The following is a 2,039-nucleotide window of genomic DNA, read 5'->3' as shown; positions in this document are numbered from 1 at the left end:
GCGAGCATTGTGCCCGGATCGAATTCGCGCGTGCCGATGCGGGTGTAGAGGCTGGCGGCTTCGTTGGCGAGGGCGGCGAGGATCAGTGTGCCGGGGATGACGACGACGCAGATGCAGGCCAGGACGCTGAGTGCCGCCGCGAGGTTGCGCCGGCCACCGAGCCACCTCTCAAGCCCGCGTTGGAGCGGATCGAACAGGATCGCCAGGATGACTGCCCACAAGATCGCGCCGTAATAAGGCGACAGCAGCCAGAGGAACGCCACCGTCACGAGCACGAGGGTGGCGAGAAAGGTGAACTCCTGGATCTTCGTCCCCGGCATGGGCGGCCTTGCCTCCGTGGTTGCAGGTCCCCCATCTCGCCTGTTCCGGCCCGGCATGTCCAAGCAATCAGGGCATTGTCCCGCCTCCCGCCGCTCGGATTTCGCCGCCGGCTCCGAGGTTCCGCGTCCGGCGGCGGGCGTCGAGATCGTACAGGATCGGGACGACGAACACGGCGAGCGCGGTGGACACCACCGTTCCAAAGATCAGTGAGATGGCAAAGCGTGCCGGCGGACGGATGCGATCCGTGAATTCCTGAAAGGTCGGGCCGGCAGTGCGTCGGCGGCGCAAGTTGCCGAACTCGCTGCCGAGATGAAAGTTAGCCAGGCGATGGCGTTGCAGTATCCCTCCGACGGCGGCCGTTTTGCGAATTGAGGCTTGGTGGTGAGAATTCGTCTGTATGGACGTCTATCCAGACACGCCGATCAGTCGGCTTGAGATCGTTGAGAGCGGCGGCCGGCGGCGCTTCAGCGATGAGGCGAAGCTGCGGATCGTCGAGCAGAGCTATTCGGGTCGACGCCTGGGCTCGGCGACGGCCCGCAAATACGGGATCACGCGCACGCAGTTAACGAGTGGCGTGACGCGGCGCGGGCCGGGCGGTTTGGTCCGGCTTCGAGAGCAGGATTTGTTCCGGCTGTGATCGTGCTGGAGGTCGCGGCGGCGACCGGCCCGCTGATGGCGGACGGCAGCGGCCGGATCGAGATCGTGATGGCGAACGGGCGGCGGGTGCTTGTAGATCGCGATGTCGACGTCGAGGCTCTGATCCGGGTCGTGCAGGCGGGCACAATTACGGGCTCCTTCCGCGCCGACTCCGCATAATCATGGTCGGCGCATAGTTGCGGAAGTCCACCGGCCGCGTCGCCACCATCACCCGGACCGCGCCGCTCGGGCCGATCATGATCTACCCTTCAGCGCGCCGATCACCGCCTCAATGGTGGCCGGTGAAGCTCCGCTCTCGATCGTCACCCTGACCCCGCCGACGTCGACCTCGATGGCCGCCGCGCGGCGTTGCCGAGTGCGCCGCTTCGGCCGTGACCGTGTGGCCGAAGGCCCCGATGCCGGACCAACCTCCGGCGCGACCACCGCCGGCACAAACGCCGGCACCGTCTCCGCCGTCCTCCGCGCCTCGCGGCGCCAGGTGAACAGCTGTTACGGTGTCAAGCCGTGGCGGCGAGCAACCACCGAGACCACGGCGCCGGGAACGAGAGTCTCTTCCAGGATCCGTGCCCGGTCGTCCGCCGTCCAGCGCCGACGCCCCATCGCGCCGTTGATCACCTCGAAGCGCCGGACCTCAACCTCCGGCTCAAGTCTATGGTCAAGCCCAAACACAAAACGATCCTCCAATCAGGATCATCAAAGTGCGCTCTCACGCCCGACCTATGAAGGTGCGCCCGGGACGAACCGCTCCGGCCTCCTCGTCGATGCCTGCCTGACAAAGGTCTCCGGCCACGCCGAGCGCATCGCGGCGCTGGCGATGATCGAGTCCCGGGCCGACCGGCCGCGGCCGATCATGCTGGGCGCCGACCGCGGCTACGACGCCGAGGACTTCGTCAACGAACTGCGCTCGATGAACGTGCACCCGCATGTGGCGCAGAACCTCACCCGAAGCCGCGGCCGCTCGGCCATCGACGGCCGCACCACCCGCCCTCCCGCTATGCCGTCAGCCAGCGCATCCGCAAGCGCATCGAGGAGGGCTTCGGCTGGATGAAGGCCGTGGCCGG

Annotated in this window: 2 protein-coding genes and 2 pseudogenes; 2 read left to right on the top strand and 2 right to left on the bottom strand. The window is 67.3% G+C overall.

Annotated features, from left to right (window positions below):
* Together V5F77_RS28625 and V5F77_RS28620 are read right to left on the bottom strand one after the other, a co-directional pair.
* Window positions 1-320 (bottom strand): AI-2E family transporter (locus V5F77_RS28625; RefSeq protein WP_429008444.1); only part of this gene is annotated, 320 nt, incomplete at its 3' end.
* 67 nt (window positions 321-387) lie between these two features.
* Entirely contained in the window at window positions 388-609 is a 222-nt protein-coding gene (locus V5F77_RS28620; RefSeq protein WP_157048312.1) for a hypothetical protein, read from the bottom strand.
* 109 nt (window positions 610-718) lie between these two features.
* Here V5F77_RS28620 and tnpA point away from each other — a divergent pair.
* A pseudogene (tnpA, locus tag V5F77_RS28615) lies at window positions 719-1,137 on the top strand (IS66-like element accessory protein TnpA).
* A 580-nt stretch (window positions 1,138-1,717) separates the two neighbouring features.
* Window positions 1,718-2,039 (top strand): annotated as a pseudogene (locus V5F77_RS28605) (transposase); the annotation flags it as partial.

This window comes from Roseixanthobacter psychrophilus (assembly GCF_043195195.1).
Taxonomy (GTDB): domain Bacteria; phylum Pseudomonadota; class Alphaproteobacteria; order Rhizobiales; family Xanthobacteraceae; genus NCEH01.
This window is presented reverse-complemented; position numbering and strand designations above follow the sequence as displayed.